20 protein-coding genes are annotated in these 22,706 nt (G+C 64.1%); 4 read left to right on the top strand and 16 right to left on the bottom strand.

Features of this window, described 5'->3' with window-relative positions; translation table 11 throughout:
• Nucleotides 1-26 precede the first annotated feature (26 nt).
• From OKW44_RS04185 to OKW44_RS04150, 8 genes are all read right to left on the bottom strand, one after another.
• Nucleotides 27-299, bottom strand: coding sequence for a YodC family protein (locus OKW44_RS04185; RefSeq protein ID WP_018425316.1), 273 nt, complete (start codon nt 297-299; stop codon nt 27-29).
• 493 nt (nt 300-792) lie between these two features.
• Nucleotides 793-2,340, bottom strand: coding sequence for an MFS transporter (locus tag OKW44_RS04180; RefSeq protein WP_018425317.1), 1,548 nt, complete (start codon nt 2,338-2,340; stop codon nt 793-795).
• A 57-nt stretch (nt 2,341-2,397) separates the two neighbouring features.
• Entirely contained in the window at nt 2,398-3,027 is a 630-nt protein-coding gene (locus tag OKW44_RS04175; RefSeq protein WP_018425318.1) for a TetR/AcrR family transcriptional regulator, read from the bottom strand.
• A gap of 195 nt (nt 3,028-3,222) precedes the next feature.
• On the bottom strand, nt 3,223-3,648 hold the full coding sequence (locus OKW44_RS04170; RefSeq protein WP_018425319.1) for an OsmC family protein: 426 nt from the start codon (nt 3,646-3,648) through the stop codon (nt 3,223-3,225).
• A gap of 391 nt (nt 3,649-4,039) precedes the next feature.
• Complete coding sequence (locus OKW44_RS04165) at nt 4,040-4,594, bottom strand: carboxymuconolactone decarboxylase family protein (RefSeq protein WP_018425320.1); 555 nt, start codon at nt 4,592-4,594, stop codon at nt 4,040-4,042.
• Between the two features lie 32 nt (nt 4,595-4,626).
• Nucleotides 4,627-5,955, bottom strand: coding sequence for an aspartate aminotransferase family protein (locus tag OKW44_RS04160; protein WP_018425321.1), 1,329 nt, complete (start codon nt 5,953-5,955; stop codon nt 4,627-4,629).
• A 459-nt stretch (nt 5,956-6,414) separates the two neighbouring features.
• On the bottom strand, nt 6,415-7,269 hold the full coding sequence (locus OKW44_RS04155) for a MurR/RpiR family transcriptional regulator (RefSeq protein ID WP_018425323.1): 855 nt from the start codon (nt 7,267-7,269) through the stop codon (nt 6,415-6,417).
• 81 nt (nt 7,270-7,350) lie between these two features.
• On the bottom strand, nt 7,351-8,073 hold the full coding sequence (locus tag OKW44_RS04150; RefSeq protein WP_018425324.1) for a haloacid dehalogenase type II: 723 nt from the start codon (nt 8,071-8,073) through the stop codon (nt 7,351-7,353).
• Nucleotides 8,074-8,165: 92 nt separating this feature from the next.
• Between OKW44_RS04150 and OKW44_RS04145 the strand changes: the two genes are divergently transcribed.
• A complete protein-coding gene (locus OKW44_RS04145; RefSeq protein WP_026226675.1) occupies nt 8,166-9,287 on the top strand; it encodes a branched-chain amino acid ABC transporter substrate-binding protein in 1,122 nt (373 codons plus the stop codon).
• A 28-nt stretch (nt 9,288-9,315) separates the two neighbouring features.
• Nucleotides 9,316-10,323, top strand: coding sequence for a trans-3-hydroxy-L-proline dehydratase (gene lhpH / locus OKW44_RS04140; RefSeq protein ID WP_018425326.1), 1,008 nt, complete (start codon nt 9,316-9,318; stop codon nt 10,321-10,323).
• 133 nt (nt 10,324-10,456) lie between these two features.
• Here the strand turns inward: lhpH and OKW44_RS04135 are convergent, their stop codons facing one another.
• The 4 genes from OKW44_RS04135 to gltA form a co-directional block, all read right to left on the bottom strand.
• Complete coding sequence (locus tag OKW44_RS04135; RefSeq protein ID WP_026226676.1) at nt 10,457-11,179, bottom strand: hypothetical protein; 723 nt, start codon at nt 11,177-11,179, stop codon at nt 10,457-10,459.
• Between the two features lie 21 nt (nt 11,180-11,200).
• The gene (locus OKW44_RS04130) at nt 11,201-11,827 is read right to left on the bottom strand and encodes a DUF429 domain-containing protein (protein ID WP_018425328.1); all 627 of its coding nucleotides are present in this window, start codon (nt 11,825-11,827) and stop codon (nt 11,201-11,203) included.
• Entirely contained in the window at nt 11,824-14,103 is a 2,280-nt protein-coding gene (locus OKW44_RS04125) for an amylo-alpha-1,6-glucosidase (RefSeq protein WP_026226677.1), read from the bottom strand. Before OKW44_RS04125 ends, OKW44_RS04130 begins: the two co-directional genes overlap by 4 nt.
• Before the next feature lie 315 nt (nt 14,104-14,418).
• A complete protein-coding gene (gene gltA / locus OKW44_RS04120) occupies nt 14,419-15,717 on the bottom strand; it encodes a citrate synthase (RefSeq protein WP_018425330.1) in 1,299 nt (432 codons plus the stop codon).
• Nucleotides 15,718-16,065: 348 nt separating this feature from the next.
• Between gltA and OKW44_RS04115 the strand changes: the two genes are divergently transcribed.
• Complete coding sequence (locus OKW44_RS04115; protein WP_018425331.1) at nt 16,066-16,467, top strand: hypothetical protein; 402 nt, start codon at nt 16,066-16,068, stop codon at nt 16,465-16,467.
• Nucleotides 16,468-16,531: 64 nt separating this feature from the next.
• On the opposite strand, the gene OKW44_RS04110 is transcribed toward OKW44_RS04115, so the two are convergent.
• From OKW44_RS04110 to OKW44_RS04100, 3 genes are all read right to left on the bottom strand, one after another.
• Nucleotides 16,532-17,392 (bottom strand): alpha/beta fold hydrolase, encoded by an 861-nt coding sequence (locus OKW44_RS04110; RefSeq protein WP_204357188.1) that lies wholly within the window; start codon nt 17,390-17,392, stop codon nt 16,532-16,534.
• 440 nt (nt 17,393-17,832) lie between these two features.
• The gene (locus OKW44_RS04105; protein WP_018425333.1) at nt 17,833-18,885 is read right to left on the bottom strand and encodes a rod shape-determining protein; all 1,053 of its coding nucleotides are present in this window, start codon (nt 18,883-18,885) and stop codon (nt 17,833-17,835) included.
• A 188-nt stretch (nt 18,886-19,073) separates the two neighbouring features.
• Nucleotides 19,074-19,736 (bottom strand): alpha/beta hydrolase, encoded by a 663-nt coding sequence (locus tag OKW44_RS04100; RefSeq protein ID WP_018425334.1) that lies wholly within the window; start codon nt 19,734-19,736, stop codon nt 19,074-19,076.
• Nucleotides 19,737-20,032: 296 nt separating this feature from the next.
• Between OKW44_RS04100 and OKW44_RS04095 the strand changes: the two genes are divergently transcribed.
• Entirely contained in the window at nt 20,033-21,634 is a 1,602-nt protein-coding gene (locus OKW44_RS04095; protein ID WP_018425335.1) for a DHA2 family efflux MFS transporter permease subunit, read from the top strand.
• 54 nt (nt 21,635-21,688) lie between these two features.
• Here OKW44_RS04095 and OKW44_RS04090 read toward each other — a convergent pair whose 3' ends face one another.
• On the bottom strand, nt 21,689-22,480 hold the full coding sequence (locus OKW44_RS04090) for an AraC family transcriptional regulator (RefSeq protein WP_018425336.1): 792 nt from the start codon (nt 22,478-22,480) through the stop codon (nt 21,689-21,691).
• Nucleotides 22,481-22,706 lie beyond the last annotated feature (226 nt).

Below are 22,706 nucleotides of genomic sequence, written 5' to 3'. Positions count from 1 at the left end.
GCACGGGCGTCACTCAGGGGCGTCACTCAGGCCGCGCGCCCGATGCGACTCCACTGTACCGAGCCCGCCGGAATGGAGCGCGGCTCCGCGCGCACGGCATGCGCGGCAAAGCTTTCGTGGCGCAGTTCGCCGTGTTCGTCGAACCACTCGCAGATCACCCAGTCGCCGGGATTCAGCGCGACCGGACCCGCGTACGTCACGGTCATGCGCGGGCCCCCTTCTTTTAACTTGACGACGTCGCCCACATTGAAGGGGGCGGCGGATGTTGTCTGGAATGCGTCAATGGTAGCGGTCAGCATATTGGGTCCCCCTATCTTGAGCGTTTATTAAGTTGAGCCCGGCTTTATCGACTCCGACCTGTTGAACGTACACTCTAACGTAAAGTTAAGACAGATTAACAATCGAATTTAAACGCGGCAAGCGCTTTTTTATTGATACCGTTTTCATTAGGCCCGCAATCCATGCTCGCTGGCTAAAGGTTCCCCGCATTACCGAACACAATCATCGCGACACCTTGCGGCTAACCCTATGTGCGCTACCGCACAAACGCAACACTTACTGCGGGCCGTTTGCAGGCCGGTAGAAAATGCGAGGTCGGTTTCATCTGATTAAAAACGCCGACGTGATGTCGTCGAGCGGTTAATCGGAATGAGCCAGTTTGATCTAAATCAGAATTACCTGTGAACGAGTAGATCGCCGGTAAATAGCATGCAGTTCGTTATACCGCTTCGTTCAAATTGACCGATTTTTTCAGCGAGCCAACAAATGAAAACGATTACCAGCGGATTAATTTCAAACTGCCGGGGCCACCGAGCGCCGCACGCCTTGCTGATGACGCACCAGCAGCACGCTAAGGCCGATACAGACGAACATCAGCACGGCATTAATAGCGAGGCTCAGCTGGAACGCGTGCGCATAAGAGGCGGGTGCCGAACTGCCGCCGAGCGCCCCGAAGAACGCGCCGCTGATCGCCGCGGTGCCGAACGCGGAGCCGATCTGCAACGTCGACGAGACCACACCCGATGCAAGCCCGGCCTTCTCGGGCACCACCTCCTGCAACACGATGCGCATGATCGACGGCAACAGCAGACCATGTCCGACGCCCGCGCACACTAGCCCGCAGTAGAACAGCAGATCGGGCGTCGCGGACTGGGTCGCGGACCAGCCGGTCACCGTGAAGCCCAGCGTCATCATCGAGAAACCGAGCGTCAGCACATGGGCGCCGATGCGCTTGACCACGGCCGGCGACGTCAACGGCCCGATCACGAAGCCGAGCGCGAACGGCATGATCGCGATGCCCGACGCGAGCGGCGTCCAGTGCAGGCCGGTTTGCAGAAAGATGCCGTAGGTCAGGAAGAACGCGCTATTGCAATAGAACAGGAACGCGAGCACGAGACCAAGCGCGAACGCGCGATTGCGGAACAGTTGCAGATCGACGAGCGGATGGCCGCCAGCGCGCTCGACGCGCCGCTCGGTCGCGACGAACAGCGCGAACACCGGCACCGCGAGTGCGAACATGGCGAAGGTCCACGCGGGCCAACCGGCTTCGCGGCCATGCGTCATCGGATAGATGACGAGTAGCAGCACCGCCGACAGCAGCGCGACGCCCTTCAGATCGACGCCGGTATGCGTGGCCGGCTGGTTCTCCGGCACGAACTTCCATGTGCCGATGAACGCCGCGATGCCGATCGGGATGTTGATCAGGAAGATCACGCGCCAGTCGAGCCCGAACGGGTGATACGTGATCAGCGCGCCGCCGCCGAGTTGCCCGACGATCGACGACAAGCCGAACACGAAGCCATACAGACTCATCACGCGCGTCTGCTGATGCAACGGCACGACCGCGCGAATCGTCGCGAGCACTTGCGGCGCCATCACCGCGGCCGCGATGCCTTGCACGATGCGCGAGATCACGAGCATGTGGCCGCTCGTCGCGAAGCCGCATAACGCCGACGCGATCACGAAAGCCGCCATGCCCGTCATGAACATGCGACGGCGGCCGAACAGATCGCCAAGGCGGCCCCCCGTGATCAGCAGCACCGCGTAGGCGGACGCATAAGCCGACACGACGAGTTGCAGTTGCGCGTCGCTCGCGTTGAGGCCCGTGTGAATCGACGGCAGCGCCAGATTGACGATGAAGTAATCGAGCGGCGCGAGAAAGGCGCCGACGAACAGCACGGCGAGCGCGAGCGCCTGGCGCTGAAAGCCGGGCGCCCACGTTTTGGCGGCGACAGCCATGCCGGCCATGGCCGGGCCGGGACCGGTCACGGCTGCGCTCGCCGCGCAGCTGACGGATCCACCGAATGCCGCCGGAGCGGACTTGATCGCTTCGCTTTTCATGACCGATCGTTCAAAAATTGATTAAAAAATTTTGCGCCACTGCTCGCGGACGAGGCGCTACACCAGCGCGCGCATCGCCACATCGACGACACCGATCAGCGCATCTTCCTGATGCGCGACCCGCCCCATGACGCGCAAGCCCTGCATGACGCACAGCAGGAAATCGCCGACGGCTTTTTCGTCGAGCGTCGAATCGAATGCGCCGCTCGCCTGACCGCGGATCACCGCCGCCGCGAGCAAAGTCGCCATGCGGCGCTGAATCGCGGCGACGCGCGCGCGCAGCACTTCGTCATCGGGCTGCATTTCGAGCGTCGTATTCGTAATGAAACAGCTGCGCCGGCCGCTCAATGCGCACGAGACCCGCGCGTAGTGCAGCAGCGCGTCGCGCAGCGCCTGCTCCGGCTCGGCCGTCGCGCTCAGTCGCTGCGCAAGCCGCGCGACCGCGCCTTCCGAGTAATGATCCAGCGCGGCGAGCATGATGCCGTGCTTGTCGCCGAACACGCCGTAAAGGCTGCCGCGCAGCAGACCGGTGGCCTTGCACAGATCGTCGATCGACGTCGCGTGGTAGCCGTGATCCCAGAACACCTGGCTCGCGTTCGCCAGCACGGTGGCCGTGTCGAACTCGCGCGGACGGCCGCGCTGACATGTTTCGCCAGCTTTTTTCGCGGCTTGCTTTGAATGACTCAATTGCGATGACCTTGTTGCCTGGTTGCGTCGGTCTGTTGATATTATGACTGGACGTTCAATAAATCAAGGATGGCATTCCGTAGGCCTACTCGCGTTGGGGTCATCATCCGTTAATTCGACAACAGCCATCAAAAAACCGGCGGCGGGCATGGCCCGTCACCGGCTTCGTTGCGCGCTGACCGTGACAGCAAAGACTCAGGTCTCGAGCTTCGCATCCATCGTAATCGTCGCGTTCAGCACCTTCGACACTGGGCACCCGGCCTTCGCGTCCGCGGTGGCTTTGTCGAACGCGGCCTTGTCTCCGCCCGGAATCTTCACGGCCACGTCGAGATGCACCGCGGTGATCGCGAAGCCGCCGCCGTCCTTGTCGAGCGTGACGGTGGCCGTGGTGCCGATGCGCTCCGGCGTGATGTTGGCCTTGCCTAGCTCCGCCGACAACGCCATCGAGAAACATCCCGCATGCGCAGCCGCGATCAGTTCTTCAGGATTCGTGCCGATGCCGTCCGCGAAGCGCGTCGCGAACGAGTACTGGGTGTCCTTCAGGACGCCGCTGTCGGTGGAAATCGAGCCCTTGCCGTTCTGCAGGCCGCCTTGCCAGACTGCCGATGCCTTGCGCTTCATTGCTCTCTCCTGTTTGTGCCTTGCCGCGCACGCTGCTCGACCAAAGATGATGCCCGCCACGGCGGTCCGCCCGGATGTGTCCGCGCCTGGGCATCGGTCGCAGGTGCCGCGCGGCTTGCAGGCGCGGGCGTGGACCGGATTTCATCATAGGCGCTTCCGTGTCCCGGCGCGGAAAAGGCGGCTTTTCACTATCTCAAAATCGGCAACGATATTTCACCAGAAACCCGCTTTTTTGCTGACATCGTAAGAAATGGACTCCGTTCAACGGATCGGGGAACGCGGTTTACGCCGATCCACCGCTCGACGATCGTCACCGCTTCGGCGCCAGGTTCGCAAGACGTCGGCGGCGCGAAGCCCAGTTCGTCGGACGCGGGCGCGCCGGCGACGGTCGCTATTCGGGAAACGGCAGGCTTTGCTGCCCCAATGCGCGCATGTCGAACACGTTCAGCGTCATCGCGACCAGCGCGTAGTAGCCGAGCAGGCCGACCAGGTTGATCACGACCTGATGCCCGAAACGCCCGACCGCCTGCGCGTACGTCGCGGCCGTCACGCGCTTCGTCTCGTACAGTTCGCTCGCGAAGTCGTAGATCAGCGCGTCGTCGGCATCGGCGAACTCGGGGCGGCGCCCCTGGCGGATCGCCTCGGCGTCCGCTTCGCCGACGCCCGCCTGCAGCGCGATCGGATAGTGGATATACCACTCCGCCTGGGCCTGCCAGCGCGAAGCGGTCACCAGAATCGCGAGTTCCGACAGCCGCAGCGGCAGCCCGGTCTGGTAGCGGCAAAACGCGCCGAGGCGTTGCGCGTATTGCGCGAGTTCGGGGCTGTGAATCCAGCCGAGGAACGGCCCATTCAGGTTCCCGCGCGGGCCGGACAGGATTTCGTCGAGCACCGCCTTCTGTTCGGGCGTGGCAGTGGACATGTCGAAGTGAGGCAAGCGCTCGGTCATCATCGTTCTCGCAAAAGGCGGTAGGTCGAATCTCAGAGGGCGGCGAGCGACGCGCCGATCGCATCGCTGAGGCGGCTGACGATCTCGTCGATGTCGCGCTCCGTGCAGATGAACGGCGGCGCGAGCAGCACGTGGTCGCCGCTCTTGCCGTCGACGGTCCCGCCCATCGGATACACCATCAGGCCGCGCGCGAATGCTTCGCGTTTGATCGTCGCGTGCAGTTTCAGTTTGGCGTCGAACGGCTCTTTGGTAACGCGATCCTTGACGAGTTCTACGCCGACGAACAAGCCGCGCCCACGCACGTCGCCGATATGCCCATGCTGCGCATAGTGCCCGCGTAGCCGGCCGCGCAACTGCTCGCCACGCGCCTGCACGTTCGCCAGCAGATCGTCTTCCGCGATCACGCGCTGCACTTCGAGCGCGGCCGCGCACGCGGTCGCATGGCCGATATAGGTATGGCCATGCTGGAAGAAGCCGGAGCCGCCGACAATGGTCTGATAGATGCGGTCGCTGACCAGCGTCGCGCCGATCGGTTGATAACCCGCGCCAAGGCCCTTGGCGATGGTCAGCATATCGGGCGCCACCCCGTCTTCGTCGCACGCGTACAGATAGCCGGTGCGGCCCATGCCCGACATGATCTCGTCGAGAATCAGCAGCACACCGTAGCGGTCGCACACCGCGCGGATCTTGCGGAAGTATTCGCGCACCGGCGGCACCGCGCCCGCCGTGGCGCCAACCACCGTTTCCGCGACGAACGCCGCCACCGTGTCCGCACCGAGTGCGAGAATTTTCTGCTCGAGTTCATCGGCGAGACGCTGCGCGAACGCTTCTTCGGTTTCGTCCGCGCGCTGCTCGCGATATGCGTAGCACGCGCTCACGTGATGCGCTTCGATCAGGATCGGCAGGAACGGCTCGCGGCGCCATGCATTGCCGCCGATCGCGAGTGCGCCGAGGGTGTTGCCGTGATAGCTCTGCCGACGCGCGATGAAATGGCGCCGCTGCGTCTCGCCCTTCTCGACGAAATACTGACGCGCGAGTTTGAGCGCCGCCTCGATCGCCTCCGAGCCACCCGACACGAAGTACACGTGCTCGAGTCCGGCCGGCGCGCTCGCGACGAGCCGCTCGGCCAGTTGCTCGGCCGGCTCCGTCGTGAAGAACGACGTGTGCGCGTACGGCAACCGTTGCGCTTGCCGCTTGATCGCGTCGATCACGCGCTGGTTGCTGTGACCGAGGCACGACACGGCTGCGCCGCCCGACGCGTCGATATAACGCTTGCCCGTGGAGTCGATGATTTCGATGCCGTCGCCCGCGACGGCCACCGGCAAGGTTTGCTTCGGAGAGCGATGAAAAACGGTGGACATGATGTTCAGTTCCTGGAGAGGGCGGCGGACGCTGAAACGCGGGCCGGTTCGGGCGTCGCGCACGCGACGAAAGTGTCGAACGCGCATTGCCTCTGGCGATATGCTTTCATCGACACACCAGCGTTGCCGGTTTCGAACAGCGCGGTGGCGAGGGTGTTTTCGTTGTCGGGATCGTGAGGATCGTCGCGATAGATCGGCAAGCCCGACGGCCCGCGATCGTGCAGTACGTCGAGCAGGGCTGCCGGTTGCAGCGGGCCGGCCGCGGCGAGGCGATTTCGCCGAGCCGGTAGCCGATGTCGTACGGCTCACCGCTGACCTGAAAAACACTGAATTCCTGCATCGACGCCACGGGTCGCACCATATTCAACAATCGGTACGCATTTATACGTCAATACAACATTTGTTGTCAAATGCCGTTGAACGACATCGAGGGGAGCGCGGCGTGCCTCACGCAATCGCTCAAGGCACGTACGCGCCCTTCGCATGCAACGATTGTTCGGCGAGCGCAAGCTGCTCGAGCGCATCCGCGCCTTCGAGCGCGAGCAAATGCGCGACCAGCGCTTCGGCGATCGCCGTGGCGGCCACCAGCGACGGAAAGAACGACGGGCTTTCGTGCGAGAAGATCAGTACCTTGTCGGCGTTCAACGCGATCGGCGACACGGCGCTGTCGGTGATGGCGATCAGTTTGCTGCCTTTTTCGAGCGCGGCCTCGGCGACTCGCGCGGCTTCGACCGAATACGGCGCGAAGCTGATGACGATGGTCGCGCTGTCGCGCTCGATCGTGCGCAGTTGCATTTCGAGCGTGCCGGCCTCGCCGTTGAGCAGCGACACCGACGGACGAAACAGCCGGTAGCCATAGACGAGACCGAACGCCACCGCGTAACACGAGCGGAAGCCCGCCACGTGCACGTGCGACGCGCGCCGCAACACCCGCGCGGCCTCGACGATCACGCGGCCGTTATGCGCGGCGGTCGTTTCGAGATTGTGCTGCTGCGCGATGAGAAGATCGTTCGCGAGCGCATCTTTCGATTTGACCATCGAGCGCGCCCGGCTCGTCAACGGCTCGGGCCGCGTGCGCACGCGCGCGACGAACAGATCGCGCAATTCGTTCCAGCCGGGAAACCCCAGTTGCTGCGACAGCCGCACCAGCGACGCGGGCTGCACTTGCGCGCGCTCGGCCACCTTGCGCATCGACGACACCGCGACCTCGTCGGGATGATCGAGCAGGAAGCCCGCTCCCATCTGGAACTGCGGGCTCAGTTCGGGAAAGCGCGCCCGAATCAGGGCGACGAGCTGATCGAAGCTGTCTGGCATGGTGAGGTGGGTCGGCGCCGAGGTGAGAGATGACAACAAATGTTACCACCGGGCAGGCGCGTTTCAACGGCGCGAAGATGGTCAGTTCACCAGCGCTTGCCGATGCGCGTCGACGAAGTCCGCCATGCTGTCGAAGCGGAAGTCGATGTCAGGCTGCGAGCCCGGGTTCATCGTCGCGCCAAAGCCCGCCTGCGAATGACGGCGGTAAATCCAGCACGACGCCAGGCCGAACTCGTTTGCGGGCTTGTGGTCATGGAAGAGACTTTCTGCCGTGTGAAGGATTTTTTCCTTCTTGATGCCGCGCTGATCGAGCTTCTGAAGCATGTACTCGAAGTTGCGCGGCGACGGCTTGTACGACCCGACGTCCTCCGCTGTGATGATGGCGTCGAACTCAACCTGCAGTCTGGCGTTGCTGAAGGTGAAACTTTCGTTGTCGATGTTCGACAGGATGACCAGCTTGTAGTGCTTCTTCAGATATTGCAGCGCGAGCGCGGAATCGGCGAATGCCGGCCAGTTTCCGATCGACTGGCCGTATGCCACGCATTCTTCGTGTGTATAGGGCAGGCCCCACTCTTCAGCCATGCGCTTATATACGATGGGAAGCAGTTCCTGATAGCGCTTCGCAGGGGTGAAGTTCTGCTGCGACGATTCGTGGCGAGCGTGCGCTTCGAGAACCTCGTCACGCGTGAGCGGCGTCCTGGCTCGCTCCAGCAGAGGCCGAAGGCCTTCAAGGATGCCACTCTCCCAGTCGATCAAGGTGCCGTAGCAGTCAAAAGTCAGTGTATCGAAATCGGTCAGTTTCACGACTCCTCCTGTCGGATGGCGTGCTCAAAGGTTGAACCCATGCCGAAGCGGAGCTAATCTGGTCAAACAAGGGTCCAATACCTGGAGACTATATGCGCCCCCTCGTCCTGACAATGGCTGTCTTAACAGCCGCCGGCATCACCGCATCCGCCAATGCTCAATCGGTGGTCACCCTCGGTCACTCGGCTCCGCTTACGGGCCCCCAGGCGCCGAACGGAAAGGACAACGAGAACGGCGCCCGCCTTGCTATCGATGAACTCAACAAGAGCGGTGTCACGGTCGCCGGCCAGAAGGTAACTTTCAAACTCGACTCCGAGGACGACCAGGCAGATCCTAAGGTTGGCGTTCAGGTCGCGCAGAAACTCGTCGACAGCGGCGTGATTGCTGTCCTCGGCCCGTACAACTCAGGTGTGGCTATTCCGGCATCGCGCGTCTATAACACCGGCGGGGTACCGATGCTGCCGGTTGCCTCCAATCCGGCGCTGACGAAGCAAGGCTTCAGGAACATCTTTCGTATCGGCGCGAGTGACGAGCAGCTAGGCGGAACGATGGGTCAGTTTGCGGCCAAAACATTGAAGGCCAAGACCGCCGCGGTGATCGACGACCGCACGGCATATGGGCAAGGTGTGGCCGAGCAGTTCGTCAAAGAGGCAAAGGCAAATGGAATTCAAATCGTGGATCAACAGTTCACGAACTCGTCGGCGACTGACTTCCTTGGCATTCTCACCAGCATCAAGGCCAAAAATCCGGATGTCGTCTTCTTCGGCGGATACGCTGCTCAAGGCGCGCCGATGGCCAGGCAGATGCGCGCACGCGGACTGCGAGCCAAGCTGCTGGGCGGTGATGGCATTTGCTCGGCCGACATGGGCAGGGTTGCCGGTGACGCGGCCTCTATCGTGTATTGCGCCCAGGGCGGCATTGCGCTCGACAAGACCACAGCCGGCCGTGAGTTTCTGCAGAAATACAAGGCCGCGTTCAACACCGACACGCAGGTTTATGCGGTCAGCTACTACGACGGCGTAAAACTGCTGGCCGATGCGATGGTCAAAGCGGGAACCACGACCGACAAGGCAAAGCTCACCGCCCAGTTGGCGAAGACCAACTACAAGGGCGTGGCAGGCACCTACTCTTTCGATGAAAACGGCGATCTGAAGGGCGCACCCACGACCGTCTATGTGATCAGAAACGGCCTTCCGGTGCCCTACGGGCAGTGACGTTCAATCGAGTAACCCCAACGCACACGTGAAAATCACTCGCACTATTTCGACAGTCGAGGTCCATACCGGCGGCGAAGCGTTCCGTATCGTGACGAGCGGGCTTCCTCGGCTTCCCGGTGACACCATCGTCAAGCGTCGAGCGTGGCTGAAGGAGAACGCCGACGAAATTCGTACCGCGCTGATGTTCGAACCGCGCGGTCATGCTGACATGTACGGCGGATACCTGACCGAACCCGTTAGTTCCACGGCAGACTTCGGAATCATCTTCGTCCACAACGAGGGTTATAGCGACCACTGCGGACACGGCGTTATCGCGCTGTCGACCGCGGCGGTCGAGTTGGGCTGGGTTCAGCGCCAGATTCCCGAGACGCGAATCGGCATTGACGCTCCATGTGGCTTCATCGAGGCGTTCGTGCAATGGGATGGTGAACACGCCGGCAACGTACGCTTCGTCAACGTTCCGTCGTTCATCTGGAAACGGGATGTCACGGTCGAGACGCCGTCGTTTGGCACGGTAAAGGGTGACATCGCCTTCGGTGGTGCCTTCTACTTCTATACGGACGGTGCGCCGCACGGTCTCGCAGTCCGGGAGTCTTCTGTCGAGGAACTGATCAGGTTTGGGGCCGAGGTCAAAAAAGCTGCAAACGACGCATACCCGGTTGAGCATCCGGATATCCCGGAAATCAACCACATCTACGGGACCATCATTGCCAACGCACCGCGGCACGAAGGCTCGACGCAAGCCAACTGTTGCGTGTTCGCCGACCGTGAAGTGGACCGTTCGCCCACGGGCTCAGGGACGGGCGGACGCGTCGCGCAACTCTATCTGCGCGGCGAACTGGCAAGCAACGAGACGCTCGTCAATGAGTCCATCATCGGCACGGTCTTCAAGGGGCGTGTACTCAGTGAGACGACCGTCGGCGACTTCAAGGCCGTCGTCCCCGAGGTCCAGGGCAACGCGTACGTTTGCGGTTTCGCAACCTGGATCGTGGACGAGCGTGACCCGCTGGCTTACGGTTTCCTCGTCCGATAATTGGTTCCTTGCAGTCGCTTTTAGCGCGGAACGCTGTGACAGGCATTCCGCGTTGTTTGATTGGCGAATCGAGCGGCCCGACCGTTAGGTCAAAGCGCGGCTTCGTGCGCGAGGCCAGCGCGTTGGCATCAACTCATCGCCCGTTCTTACCTTGCGTCTTCTTTGCGGTCGCCCTGCTTCGGTTCCGAAGCGCGAAGAACACACCGGCTCCGAGCGCGACGAGCAGAACCACGATCAGGCCACTGATGTCGCTCATGCCGGTTATTCCACGAGATTCCCTCTGGCTGGGCGCCGCCGAGGCAGCCACGGGCGCGGAAGCCTCCGCCGTGACGGGCTGCGGAAGCGCCACACCGGCGGCACTCCCTTGACGCACCAGAGAAGCCTCCGATGTCGGCGAGGCCTGGGACACCTGAGATGCATCAGACGCGGATACGGCTGGAGGCGCTTCGGGATTGGGACCGACAGGTGCCATCGCCGTTTCCGAAGCCGTCACGACCGGCGCGGCCGGCTCAGGCGCGGCGGGCTGAGGCGCGGCCGCCTGAGGAGCGACGTCGACGGACCGGGCCATGGCCTTCCACTGCGCGAACACGCCATCCACGCAGTGCACATCGATACAGGCGTTTCGCGCCTGCCGCCACTTCGCCAGTTGCGCGGACGAGAGTTTCCCGCTGCTCAGAAGAGCCTGTTGCTGCGCGAAGATGTCGTCGTACTCGTTGTTCAGGATCGCGTGATCGCAAATGACGCGCTCAGCGGGTTGCTGCGTGGTTGCACACTGAATGTCGTTCGCCGATGCCTCGGTCGAACCCAACGCCGCCATGGATAGCAGCAATACTCCGAATCGTCGTGCCAAGTGCACCCGTCCTCCCAGAATGTGGTGTCAAAGTCCAGGCACCACGATGAATCCGCCTGGCTCGTCACCGTATGTATCGACTCTGCCTTCCAGCAGATAACGTGCCGCCAACGCGCACAGCGCCGCGTCGACGTCGTCGATCGAAGTCAGCGACGCTGTTGCGATACCTTCCCGCTCAAGGATTGCCCGGCGCTGCGGACCCTTTTGCTTCGCGGATGCGACGTCCGTCCCGAGGAAAGCGCATGTGATCGCGTGGGGGAATGTCTCGAAGCACACGCGGCCATTGAGTTTTTCGCCGCCGCTGAAAAGCGGAAAGTGCGCGACGAATGCATCGTAGACGCGCTCGCCGTTGAACATCCATCCATAGAAGCCGCTCTTGCTGGCGATCGCCGTTTCGCGAGCCGGTGTCGCAAACGAAAAGATTCGCTGCCGCGCGAGCGCCTTTTCGGCTAGTCGTCCCGCGGTGCCTGTTCGCCAACGACACGGCGCATCGATGCCGACCGCCGCCACCTCGAGTGCGCGACACCGTTCGAGCATCTGTTCGGGGGTCGCGTTGCCGAGATGGCTCACGATCTCGGTGCCGCGCAAGACCACCAGATGATTTCCCTTCCGGTCGCCGCCAACATCGATGCCCGCTACCGTGGTCGGCGTCAAAGCAGCGCCACCACCCTCACATCGCCCTGCTCCGCCGACGCCACCACCTTTTCGCCGATCCGGCGGAACGTAATCGACACCGACGCATCCCCGACCCGCAAATCGCTGACCTCGAGCCAGTCGATACCTTCGGGCAGCATCGGCTGTTCGATCAGCACTTCGCGGCGCTCGGCGTCGATCGTGATGCCCAGACACGCCTCGAGCATCATGAACGGCGAGCCCGCCGCCCATGCCTGCGGCAAACACGCGACCGGATAGGCCGTGGGCGGCTCGCCGCGGCGTCGCGGGAAGCCGCAAAACAGCTCGGGCAAGCGCATGTCGAAATTGACCGCGGCCTGGAACAGCGCCTGCAGCAGCTTCACGGCCGACGCCTTGCCGCCATAGCGTGACAGCCCGCGCGCGCACAGCGCGTTGTCGTGCGGCCAGACCGAGCCGTTGTGATATGCCATCGGATTGAAGCGCGCCTGGCTGGCGGCCAACGTGCGCACGCCCCAGCCGGTGTGGAACAGCGTCGAGTCGAGCGCCCGCACCACCGCCTCGCCGCGCTCGCGCGTGGGCAGGCCGAACGCCAGCAGATGCCCCGCGTTCGATGCCATCACGCGACACAACTCGCCATGACCGTCGAGCGCGATGCCATAAAAGCCGAACTCGTCCATCCAGTACTTTTCTTCGACGCAGCGGCGAATCTTCTTCGCGCGCTCCGCGTATTGCGCGGCCGCGTCCCGCAGGCCGCGCAGCTTCGCGTAGTGAGCCATGGTGTCGAACGCGGCGCTCGCATAGGCCTGCACTTCGACGAGCGCGATCGGGCCGTCAGGGAAGCGCCCGTCCGCATGGAACACCGAATCGTGGCTGTCTTTCCAGCCCTGGTTCGCGAGGCCGCCATCCGATTCGCGCTGGTAGTCGAGTAGCCCGTGCCGGTTTTTGTCGCACACGCCCGCGACCCACTGCGCCGCGCGTTCGAGCGCGGGCCATAGTTCGTCGATCAACCCGACGTCGCCGGTGCGGGCCGCGTAGGCGCCGGCCAGCACGATGAACAGCGGCGTGGTGTCGACACCGCCGTAGTACAGCGCGAACGGGACTTCGCCGGCCGCGGCCATTTCGCCCTTGCGCATCTCGTGCATGATCTTGCCCGGCGCGGCATCGCGAAACGGCGAGTTCTCGCGCGCCTGATGCTCAGCGAGAAAGCGCAGCACGCCCGCTGCGAGATGCGGTTGCAGCCACAGCGTCTGCAGCGACGTGATCACCGCGTCGCGCCCGAACGGGGTCGAAAACCATGGGATGCCCGCGTACGGGTACGGGCCGGTCGCGAGATCCGTCGTCAGCAGGCCGAGGTCGGCGAATGAGCGGTCGATCCACGCGTTGAACAGCGGATTGCTCGAACGCACGCGCGCGCTCGCATTGCGTCGCTCGCGCATCACCAGGTGCGCATCCACCATTGCCGCGCGTACCGCCGCGCGGCCGACGCGCGGGCGCTCCGCATCGATCTGCGAGAGATGCGCTTCGCTCACCGCATGCATCGGCTGCGACACGTCGGCGCCGGGCTTGCCGGTCATCGGCACGACCTGCACCGCTATCGATAGATAGATCGACACGCACGCCTGCGCGGGCAGCTTGACGGTGTAGTCGGCGCGGTCGGCGAACAGCTTGTCCGGCTGCGGCGAGAACGCGATCTGCACGTTGCGCGCCACGTCGTCGAGACCGATGTAGCCGAGCAGCACCTGCTGATTCTCGATGCGCGCGGGCTGCACGCGACCCTGTTTGTCGCGCTTCAGGCCGCGCACTTCGAACATGTCGCGGAAATCGCTGGAAAACGAAATCGACAGCGGCACGCTCGCATCGCTCGTGCCGTAGTTCGTGAGCTCGATCGCCTCGTTGAGCACGGTGCCCGACAGCACGCGCACACGCTCGACGTGGATCACGCCTTCGGGCGTGCTGTCGCCGCCGAGCGGCGGCAGCGGGCGGTTGGTCAGATGCGCGGTGAAACTGGTGTTGTCGCTGCTGACGCTGCCCGACAGCAGCGACGGCGCGCGGCCGCCGAAGGTCAGCCGCAGTTGCGACATCACGCGCGTATCGTTGACGAACAGGCCATCGTCGTGGCCGGTGATATCGCCGAGCGGATCGTTGACGACGAAGGTGTCGCCCGACTTGAGCACGTGCTGCGTAGCGCTCGCGACGTTAAGGTTTTCCGTCGGGATGAAAACGCCGTCCTGCTCGGGCTCGCGATGATCGACGCCGCCCGAGTGGGTCAGCCCGCCGAGGGCTTCTGGCTGCTGTATCAAGGTCGCTCCTATGGATTCGCTGCTGCGTTTAGTTGCACTTCGGGTCTCGCCTCGGATCTGCCGCCGGATGGCCCGGTTGCCCCCTCACCCGGACCCCGGTCGGCCGGACCATCCGATTGTAGAGGCTCTGTCCGCGTGAGACGAGCTTATCGCCTCGGAGTTTCGGCTTTTTACGCCGTTTTTTTGACGGCGTTTTCTGTGGCACGGGACGTGCAGGCGGCAGGATGCGCGGAACGTAAAAAAACCCACGGCCTCGTGAGCCGTGGGTTGGCGACCGTCGTTGAACGCGTTGTCGGGCGTCTATCCGGCCTGTTACCGCTTCGCGACCGGCTTCGCCTCACGCAGCGTCTCGCCGATGAACAGCTGACGCGGACGACCGATCTTCTGCTCGGGATCGGCGATCATTTCGTTCCACTGCGCGATCCAGCCGACCGTGCGTGCCATCGAGAAGATGCAGGTGAACATCGACGTCGGGATGCCCAGCGCGCGCTGCACGATGCCCGAGTAGAAGTCGACGTTCGGGTACAGCTTGCGCGACACGAAGTACTCGTCTTCGAGCGCGATCTTTTCCAGCGCCATCGCGAGCTTGAACAGCGGGTCGTCGTGCAGGCCCAGCTCTTCGAGCACTTCGTGGCAGGTTTCGCGCATCAGCTTCGCGCGCGGATCGTAGTTCTTGTACACGCGGTGGCCGAAGCCCATCAGCTTCACGCCCGAGTTCTTGTCCTTCACCTTCGCGATGAAGTCGGGAATATTGTCGACCGAGCCGATTTCTTCCAGCATGTTCAGCGCGGCTTCGTTCGCGCCGCCGTGCGCCGGGCCCCACAGACACGCGATACCGGCCGCGATACACGCGAACGGATTCGCGCCCGACGAACCGGCGAGCCGCACGGTCGACGTCGACGCGTTCTGCTCGTGGTCCGCGTGCAGGATCAGGATACGGTCGAGCGCGCGTACCAGCACGTCGTTGACCTCGTACTCCTCGGCCGGATTCGAGAACATCATGCGCATGAAGTTCGCGCTGTACGACAGGTCGTTCTTCGGATACACGAACGGTTGACCGACGCTGTACTTGTACGCCATCGCGACCAGCGTGGGCAGCTTCGCGATCATGCGGACCGCCGATACGTCGCGATGCTGCTGGTTCGTGATGTCGAGCGAGTCGTGGTAGAACGCGGACAGCGCGCCGACCGCCGCAACCAGAATCGCCATCGGGTGCGCGTCGCGACGGAAGCCGCGGAAAAAGAAGTGCATCTGCTCGTGCACCATCGTGTGCTGCGTGACGGTGTTCTCGAACTGGGCTTTCTGCTGGGCGTTCGGCAGTTCGCCCTTCAGCAGCAGGTAGCAGGTTTCGAGGAAGTCGGCGTTCTGCGCGAGGTTGTCGATCGGGTAGCCGCGGTAGAGCAGTTCGCCCTTGTCGCCGTCGATATACGTGATTTCGGAGTTGCACGCCGCCGTCGACATGAAGCCCGGGTCGTACGTGAATTTGCCGCTCTGGCCGTACAGCTTGCGGATGTCGATGACATCGGGGCCCAGCGAGCCCTGATAGATCGGCAGATCGATGGTCTGGTCGCTGTCCGAAAAGCTCAGCGTTGCGTGTGACTTCGAGTTCATCTACGTCTTCCTTTTGCTTGATACCGCACTCGCGCCGGCATGCATTCCCGAAGAAGTACGGGCATGCTCAGGCTCCGCTGCGCATTCTACGGGTCGGCGTGTGGTTGATTGCGTCGATTGATCGCAACAGTCCATCTCCTTGGGCGCAACATTCGTTGTCGCGGCGGGTGCATCGCGATGCCGATGAAAGTTGCACGAAGGTCGGAACACCAGCCGCAACAATGTTTTGCTGCCAGCACACTGCGTCGGGCGTGATCCATCTGCGATACTCAGTCCGTGCATTGATGCTTGCGGCCCGCGATTCGAAGCGGGTTTTTTTGATCACACAGAAAAGCAGGACGAATACAAATGAATGTCTCTCTCGAAACGCTGTTTCCGGATCATGTCCATACCGAAGACCACACGGTCACCGCGCTGAATCATCAGGATATCGTCGTCGCGCTGTCGGCGGCGCTGAAGACGCAGGACGTCGCGGTGCTACACATGCTCTACCCGCGTACCGACGCGCGCACGCATCGCAGTCTCGACACGCTCGTCGACGTGCTGCATGGACACGGCCTGCATGAAGTCGCGGATCTGATCGCGCAGGAAGCGCACTATCTGTTGTTCAAGGACCCGGTGAAGGCGTGGAAGGTGTTCCACGAAATCCGCAACGACTCGCTCGCGATCGGCGTGCATCTGTACTATCACGGGCTCGTCGGCGAGGTGGCCGAACGCGCGCTCGACAAGGACGCGCATCGCAAGGCCTGATGCAGTAACGGCGATCGGCGGCGGCACGCGCCGGCCGATCGCCGTTGATTTTCGCTTTACTTGCTCAGCGCGCGCTCCTCGCCTGAATGAAATCATCCACGTAACGATTGAACGCGGACGGATGGGCGAGGTTCATGCCATGCGACGCACCGCGTACCGTTTCGCGGCGCGCATCGGGCAACCATCCCCGCAACGCCGTCACCGTGCGATGAAACATGTCGGGACTCTTCTCGCCGTCGATCAGCAGGACCGGGCAGCGCAGGTCGGCCGCGTCCTCCGGCACGTAGGCGGGCAGCGGATCGCGGAATTGCCGCGCGAGCGTGTGCGCGTTGTCCGTCGCCATGCGGCGAAAACCCGGGGTGCTCATCGCCCAGAAGCCGGGGCGGCTCACCGAATCGACGAACAGTTGCAAGCCTGCTTCGACCTCGCCGCTTTCGATCAACTGAGCCGCTTTCGCGCGCAATGCGTTGACCGTCTCCGGCAGGCTCGCGGGTGGACGTCCGGCGATCTGCAGCGGGCCGCCCGGATCGGCGAGCGTCAGCGTGCGCACGTGTTCGGGATGGCGTCGCGCGAAATGATAGGCGACGCAGCCGCCGCGCGAATGCCCGACCACATGCGCGGGCCCCGCGCCGAAACGCGCGATGAACTCCGCCACTTCATCGGCGTGGCTGCTCCAGCTGAACGGCAGGTCCGCCGCGCTATCGGTCACTGGCCAGTAATGCGTGAGACTGACCGCGACGCAGCGATAGCGCTTCGACAGACCGGCCAGTTGCGGCTGCCAGTAGCGGTAGTCGCACAACGAGCCGTGCACGAACAGCAGCAAGTCGCCGTCGCCGGCCTCGATGTAAGGCATGCGCAAGCCGCTGCGTAGTCCGATGAAGGATGGCGATGACGACAGCGACGAAGCGGAGACAGATTGATTCACGGGTGAGCTACCGGCAGCGCGGCATCGGCGCGCGAATGCGCGCGGAGCCGGCAACAAGCATTGGAATGAGCATATCGGCGTCCCGGAAAATGGGACGCGATGCGTATTGTCACATAAGCGTCAGCGACGCGTCGGGCAGGCGTCTGCCGGGTGCCCCGACCGAGCGCTTATTGAGCACCCACGAAAAAAAGATGCACCATGGGGAAAAGCGAATCCTCTGCATCGCTTGCTCTGGCCGAGGCCGTTGTATTCCAGCTTTTCCGCGAACCACCCGCGCGTGGCGACAAAGGGACTACTCGTTTGGATTGTGCCCACCAATCCGGCAGCCAGCTTGCGCCTCATGCTCAATCAGATTGATACGGCCACACTGACCCAGCAGGGCATCTGCGATGGAATGGGGTGGAATGCAAATTGGCAGTCACCCAAGCCCCATCCTCCACTCACGCGTCCCAGGCTTCGTCCACCCACCCCGCCGCGGCCGCCGCGCCCGCGCCACGCACCGCGCAGGTCAACGGTTCGTCGGCGACGTGCACGTCGAGGCCGATTTCCCGGCTCAAACGCCGCCCCAGATTGCGCAGCAGCGCGCCGCCACCGGTCAGCACGATGCCCTTGTACGCGATGTCCGTCACGAGTTCGGCGGGAGCCAATTCGAGCCCGCGCTTCACCGCGCCGATCACCTGACTCAGCGGCCCTTCGATCGCCTCCGAAATATCGCGATTGCTCAACTGCACCGTGCGCGGTAGCCCATCGTCGACGCTGCGGCCGGTTGCGTTCATCTGCTCGAGCGGCACGTCGTGCACGGCCGAGCCGATGGCTCTCTTGACGTGCTCGGCGGTCTGCTCGCCGAGCAGCACGCCATACAGATTGCGCACGTAGCCGATGATCGCCGCGTCGAAATTGTCGCCGCCGACGCGCACCGAGCCGCTATACGCGGTGCCGCCCAGCGCGATCACGCCGACCTCGGTGGTGCCGCCGCCGATGTCGACCACCATCGAGCCGGTCGGGTCGCCCACCGGCAGGCCCGCGCCGAGCGCCGACGCGAGCGATTCGCCGATCAGGCTGACCTTCCACGCGCCAGCCGCCTCGGCCGCTTCGCGGATCGCGCGACGCTCGACGTGGGTCGCGGAGGCCGGCACGCACAGCGTGAATGCCGCGCGCCGGCTGAAAAGCGAACGCGGCCGCGCCATGTCGACGAATTGCTTGATCATGTGTTCGGCGGCGGAGAAATTGGCGATGACGCCGTGGCGCATCGGCCGCACCGCTTCGAGATTGCGCGGCACGCGGCCGAGCAGCTGGCGCGCCTCGGCGCCGATCGCGGCGATCCGCTTCGACCCGCTCGCGGGCTGCGTCTCGAAGCACACGACGGACGGCTGGTTCAGCACGATGCCGCCGTCGTCGGTATAGATAAGGGTGTTGGCCGTGCCGAGATCCACCGCCACGGAGTGGCGGAACAGTCGCTCAAAGAGCGGGTAATGCGGCGTCGGTCTGGCCATATGCAGGCTCTGATGTGTCGTTATGCGCCGTCCAAGGCGGTCTGGAAATGCGCCCCCGGTACCCCGAAGCCGCGCGACACGCCCGCTGGGCGTTGCGCTTCCCGCGCGGCGGGGGTGATTTTCAAGCTATTGCCCATATGACGGCAAGCCCGTCAGAATCTTTAGGGCCACTTTCTAGTGGGGTTGTGTCAATCGCGCGACAGCTCGCCCAGTGCGCGTTCCAGCGCGTCACGGCCGAGCGCGACGCCGTCGGCGGTGATCGTGTGGCCGACGCCGGGCAGCACGTAGGCGTCGACCGCATAGCCGGCGGAGTTGAAAGCGTCGGCCGCGGATTCGAGTTCGCGCACCGGGATCACCTCGTCGTTCTCGCCGTGGACGAGCGTGAGCGGCGTCGCGCGGTTCGACGACACGATCGGCGAGGCGAGCCGCCCCGAATACGCGACGACGCCCGCCGCGCCCTCAACGCTCGACGCGACGTGATGCAGCGCCATGATCGAACCTTGCGAGAAGCCGACCAGCGCGAGCCGGTCGAAAGACAGCTGCCAATGCGCGAGCTCGGCGTCGAGCACGCGGCGCAGAGCCGGATAGGCGGCGACGACGCGCGCCTCGCGGTTCGCCGCGCCGACGTCGCGCAGGCTGAACCACTGGCGGCCGCCGAAGCCGCCGTCGAACGGATCGGTGCCGTCGAGCGACACGAACGCCGTGCCGGGCAGGTCCTCGCTCCAGATGTCGGCGAGCGGCATCAGATCGCGCGCGTTGCTGCCGACGCCGTGCATCAGCACGACGAGGCTCGTCGCGGGCGTGTTTTGCGGCGAGCGCCGCCAGCCGTGTTCGAATTGTTGCCAGCTCATGGGTGTGTGGTCCTTTTTTCCGTGGGATTGGGTGTACGTTTCGGCTTTTGATGACGCAGCCTCAGCCGCGAGCATACGCCGCGTGCCGCGTTCGCGCCGTCGGGCGCCGCATCGGCTGCTGCCGTGGCCGGCGCCGGCCGGCGATTGCAGGTATGCTTTTGCGCATCGACGGACCCGCCGACGCGGTACACGGTCCACGGCATCCTGCGCCGACCATGCATTGCGAATCGCGTGCCCTCGCCGTCCGTCCTCACGCCGTTCGCGCCGTCCGCCGAAAAACATCCGGAGAACGCCTTTTGAGCCAGCCCAACGCCGCGCCTGATTCCGCGTCGCCGCCGCCTCAGCCACCCGCGCCACCGTCGCCGCCCGCGCCTCTCGAAGGCGGCCGGCTGGTTCTCGCGACGATCGCCGTCGCGCTCGCCACGTTCATGAACGTGCTCGACACGTCGATCGCGAACGTCGCGATTCCGACCATTTCCGGCAACCTCGGCGTCTCGGTCGACGAGGGCACGTGGGTGATCACCGTGTTCGCGGCCTCCAACGCGGTGGCGATTCCGCTGACCGGTTGGCTCACGCAGCGCATCGGCCAGGTGAAGCTGTTCGTCGGCGCGATCCTGTCCTTCACGCTGGCGTCGTGGCTGTGCGGCATCGCGCCGACGCTGCCTATCCTGCTGCTGGCGCGGGTATTCCAGGGCGCGGTGGCCGGACCGCTGATTCCGTTGTCGCAGGCGATCCTGCTCGGCTCGTATCCGAAGGAGAAGTCGTCGACCGCGCTCGCGCTGTGGGCGATGACCGCCACCGTCGGCCCGATCGCGGGCCCGGCGCTAGGCGGCTGGATCACCGACAGTTATAGCTGGTCGTGGATCTTCTACATCAACATCCCGGTCGGCCTGTTCGCGGCCGGCGTCACGTGGATGATCTACCGCACCCGCGAATCGCCGACGCGCAAGCCGCCGATCGACGTGGTCGGTCTCGGCCTGCTGATCACGTGGGTCGCGTCGCTGCAGATCATGCTCGACAAGGGCAAGGATCTCGACTGGTTCTCGTCGCCGGTGATCGCGATTCTCGGCCTCGTCGCGCTGATCAGCTTTGCGTTTTTCCTCGTGTGGGAGCTGACCGAGGAGCACCCGATCGTCGATCTGCGGCTCTTTCAGCAGCGCAATTTTCTCGGCGGCACGATCGCGATTTCGATCGCCTACGGGGTATTTTTCGGCAATCTCGTGCTGCTGCCGCAATGGATGCAGGAGTACCTGAACTACCGTTCGATCGACGCCGGCCTCGTCACCGCACCGCTCGGCATCTTCGCGATCATTCTTGCGCCGATACTCGGCCGCGTGCTGCCGCACTCGGACGCGCGCGTGATCTCGACGGTCGCGTTCGTTGGCTTCGCGATCGTGTTCTACATGCGCTCGAAGTACGTGATCGAGATCGACACGTGGCACCTCGTGCTGCCGACGCTGCTGCAAGGCATTCCGATGGCGCTGTTCTTCGTGCCGCTGACGGCGATCATCCTGTCCGGCCAGCCGCAGAGCCGGATTCCGGCGGCGGCGGGGCTGTCGAATTTCGTGCGGGTGTTCTGCGGCGCGGTGGGCACGTCGATCGCGGGTACCGCGTGGAACAACCGCACGATACTGCATCATGTGCGGCTCACCGAGCAGGCGTCGGTCGACAACCCGTTGTTCGCGCAGCAGATCGACAACACGCAGTCGGTGCTGCATCTGAATCCACAATCGGCGAATGCGCTGTTCGATTTCACCGTGAACACGCAGGCCGCGATGATGGGCCTGAACGACGTCTTCTTTGTGTCGGCGATCATCTTCGTGCTGATCATTCCGCTGATCTGGATCACGCGGCCGGCCAAGGGCGGCGGTGGACCGGATGCGGCCGGCGCTCATTGAGGCAGATTCGTTTTCGTGCGACGGCGACGCTCGCGCGGTGGCCACGAAGCGGCGTCAGCGGAAATAGCGCGCCGGCGTGTCGCCGAACGCATCGCGAAACACCGCGATAAACGACGACACGTCGTTATAGCCGACTTCGAGCGCCACCTGCGTGACGCTCTCACCGGCGCCCAGATGTTCGAGCGCGGCCAGCAGACGCAACTGCTGGCGCCATTGACCGAAGGTCTGCCCCGTTTCCTTCGCGAACAAACGCGCGGCCGTGCGCGCGGTCACGCCCGCGGCCGCGGCGAGTTCCTCCAGCACCAGCGATTGCGCGGGATTCGCGCTGAGCGCCTCGGCGATGCGCCGCGCGCGCGGATCGGCCGGCCAGTTCAAGCCAAGCGGCGCGGCGGGCAAGCCGGCGACGCGATCCAGCAGCACCTGCAGCAGACGGCGGGCGGGTTCATCGGGCGCGTGATCGTGCGGCAGAGCGGCCGCGGCGGCGAGCAGCGCCTGCACCAGTGTGTCGGGGATCAGCGCGCCGGTCTGCGCGGGCAGCGGCGCGGCGGCGGCGGCGGCGGAGTCGTCGGTGGCGTCCATTGCGGCATCGGTTGCGACGTAGAGCGAATACGACTGCACCGGCCGCGTCGCATGCAGGCAGTGCAGCGTATTCGCGGCGATCCACAGCGCGCGGGCGGGCGGCACGACCCAACGGCCGGATGCCGTGCGCACGGTCAGCACGCCTTCGCTGACGTGAATCAGACGCGCGCGCCGATACGCGCGCCACGGCTCGTCCAGCGTCGCATGGCGCTCGCCGACCACGAAGACCGCTTGCTCGATGCCGTCCGGATCGAAGGCTTCCGTCATGGTGTCTGCTCTGACGCGGGACGTCCGCGAAGGGAGCAAGATTAGCACGCGCGCGGGGCGCGGCTGCGAGGCGGGCTAACAGGGTTCGGCCACCATGAGCGCGCACCCCGCCTAAGGCCTGGTTACCCCGCCCGCTTCACCAACTCCTCCAGCACCGTCCGATACGAAGTCATGCCAATCACCCGCTCGTCGGCGGCGTGATGCTGCTCTCGGTCGCGCTGGGCTT

Origin of the sequence: Paraburkholderia lebeckiae (assembly GCF_050436325.1) — a bacterium.
GTDB classification, from domain to species: Bacteria; Pseudomonadota; Gammaproteobacteria; order Burkholderiales; family Burkholderiaceae; genus Paraburkholderia; species Paraburkholderia tuberum.
This window is presented reverse-complemented; position numbering and strand designations above follow the sequence as displayed.

Excerpts from the sequence above, each read along its gene's own strand:
- OKW44_RS04185 (WP_018425316.1), bottom strand. The coding sequence starts at position 299 with ATGCTGACCGCTACCATTGACGCATTCCAGACAACATCCGCCGCCCCC.
- OKW44_RS04180 (WP_018425317.1), bottom strand. The coding sequence starts at position 2,340 with ATGAAAAGCGAAGCGATCAAGTCCGCTCCGGCGGCATTCGGTGGATCC.
- OKW44_RS04170 (WP_018425319.1), bottom strand. The coding sequence starts at position 3,648 with ATGAAGCGCAAGGCATCGGCAGTCTGGCAAGGCGGCCTGCAGAACGGC.
- OKW44_RS04165 (WP_018425320.1), bottom strand. The coding sequence starts at position 4,594 with ATGACCGAGCGCTTGCCTCACTTCGACATGTCCACTGCCACGCCCGAA.
- OKW44_RS04160 (WP_018425321.1), bottom strand. The coding sequence starts at position 5,955 with ATGTCCACCGTTTTTCATCGCTCTCCGAAGCAAACCTTGCCGGTGGCC.
- OKW44_RS04155 (WP_018425323.1), bottom strand. The coding sequence starts at position 7,269 with ATGCCAGACAGCTTCGATCAGCTCGTCGCCCTGATTCGGGCGCGCTTT.
- OKW44_RS04145 (WP_026226675.1), top strand. The coding sequence starts at position 8,166 with ATGCGCCCCCTCGTCCTGACAATGGCTGTCTTAACAGCCGCCGGCATC.
- gltA (WP_018425330.1), bottom strand. The coding sequence starts at position 15,717 with ATGAACTCGAAGTCACACGCAACGCTGAGCTTTTCGGACAGCGACCAG.
- OKW44_RS04115 (WP_018425331.1), top strand. The coding sequence starts at position 16,066 with ATGAATGTCTCTCTCGAAACGCTGTTTCCGGATCATGTCCATACCGAA.
- OKW44_RS04105 (WP_018425333.1), bottom strand. The coding sequence starts at position 18,885 with ATGGCCAGACCGACGCCGCATTACCCGCTCTTTGAGCGACTGTTCCGC.
- OKW44_RS04100 (WP_018425334.1), bottom strand. The coding sequence starts at position 19,736 with ATGAGCTGGCAACAATTCGAACACGGCTGGCGGCGCTCGCCGCAAAAC.
- OKW44_RS04090 (WP_018425336.1), bottom strand. The coding sequence starts at position 22,480 with ATGACGGAAGCCTTCGATCCGGACGGCATCGAGCAAGCGGTCTTCGTG.